Origin of the sequence: Gordonia sp. 852002-50816_SCH5313054-c (assembly GCF_001665925.1) — a bacterium.
Classification (GTDB): Bacteria; Actinomycetota; Actinomycetes; order Mycobacteriales; family Mycobacteriaceae; genus Gordonia; species Gordonia jacobaea.
Window position 1 is genome coordinate 1 of sequence record NZ_LZTE01000033.1, and the last position, 1,449, is coordinate 1,449.

The window sequence follows — 1,449 nt, forward strand, 5'->3', positions numbered from 1 at the left end:
GGGCAATGCCTGGTCAGGGCCGCGGCGTGTCGTTGAGGTGAGACGCCCCTGGTCTCCGGAAATCTGGATGTTGCGAAGCATCAGAATTCTTGAAGGAGTACCAGGGGCATGGCCGAGCCTACGTCGTTGTTGTTGGGGTTGGAAGGACTGGAGGTCACCGCGGTGACCAGGGGCACCGATCGCAGTCGGGTTGTCGATGTGGTGACCGCGGATCGGCGGGCGGCACATTGCCCGCAATGCAAGGTTGCTTCGTCATCAGTGAAGGGCCACGCGGTGACACGGCCCCGCGATATCCGATACGGGGATGACCCAATCATGTTGCGGTGGACCAAAACCCGATACTACTGCGTGAATCCGGCGTGTGAGCGGCGTTCGTTCACTGAGTCGATACCGCAGATCCCGCCGCGGCGACGAACCACCACCCGGTTGCGCACTCAGATCGGCCGTGATGTCGGTGAGGCTGCCCGCTCGGTCAGCGAAGTCGCCGCCAGCGTGGGCGTGTCGTGGCCGACCGCGCATGCCGCGTTCATTGAGCACGCCAGCAAGGTCCTCTCCACGCCGAAACCGGTGCGTGTCCTCGGCATTGATGAAACCCGCCGTGGCAAGCCCCGATGGACTCGTGACGTCGACGGGCGGCGGTGGGTGCGTGTCGATCCGTGGGACACCGGGTTCGTCGATCTGAGCGGTGATCAGGGGCTGCTGGGCCAAGTCGAGGGCCGCACCAGCAAGGCGGTCACTGACTGGCTCACCACCCAAAGTAAGCAGTTCCGCACCGAGATCACCCATGTGGTGATCGACCCGTCCGCAGCGTATGCGGCCGCGGTCACCACCGAGCTGCTTGCGAATGCGACTCTGGTTGTCGATCATTTCCATCTGATCAAGCTCGCCAACGACGCCGTCACTGGGGTGCGGCGGCGGGTCACCTTCGATGCCCACGGTCGCCGTGGCCGGAAACAAGACCCGGAATGGGCCAACCGACGGCGCCTGCTCACTGCGCGAGAACGATTGTCGGACAGATCATTTGCGAAGATGTGGAATGCTCTTATCGACAACGACCCCACCAGTGAGATCCTCACCGCCTACATCGCGAAAGAGGAACTTCGCGCACTGCTGGCCTGCGCCCGCGAAGACGCCGACGACAGCGAGGTCCGCCGGCGTCTGTACCGCTTCTACACCTGGTGCGCCGACGCGAACATCCCCGAACTCACCCGCCTGGCCGCCACCATCGAGACGTGGTGGCCGGCGATCCTGGCATTCGTGCACACCGGCCTGACCAACGCCCGCACCGAGGGCTACAACCGGCTGGTCAAACAGGTCAAACGCGTGGCCTGCGGCTTTCGTAACACCGAAAACTCACGCCGCCGGATACGATTCCACTGCACCCGCGCCCAGCGGGCCAACAACCAGCAATTCCACTGCTGAGCAGTGCCCGGCTAACTTCGAAGAGCC

Annotated in this window: 1 protein-coding gene; it reads left to right on the forward strand. The window is 63.8% G+C overall.

Annotation, left to right across the window (positions count from 1 at the left end; genetic code table 11):
- The first annotated feature begins 108 nt into the window (after positions 1 to 108).
- Positions 109 to 1,422: an ISL3 family transposase gene (locus A5788_RS06055; protein ID WP_064907287.1), complete on the forward strand. Its 1,314-nt coding sequence runs from the start codon at positions 109 to 111 to the stop codon at positions 1,420 to 1,422.
- Positions 1,423 to 1,449: the final 27 nt, after the last annotated feature.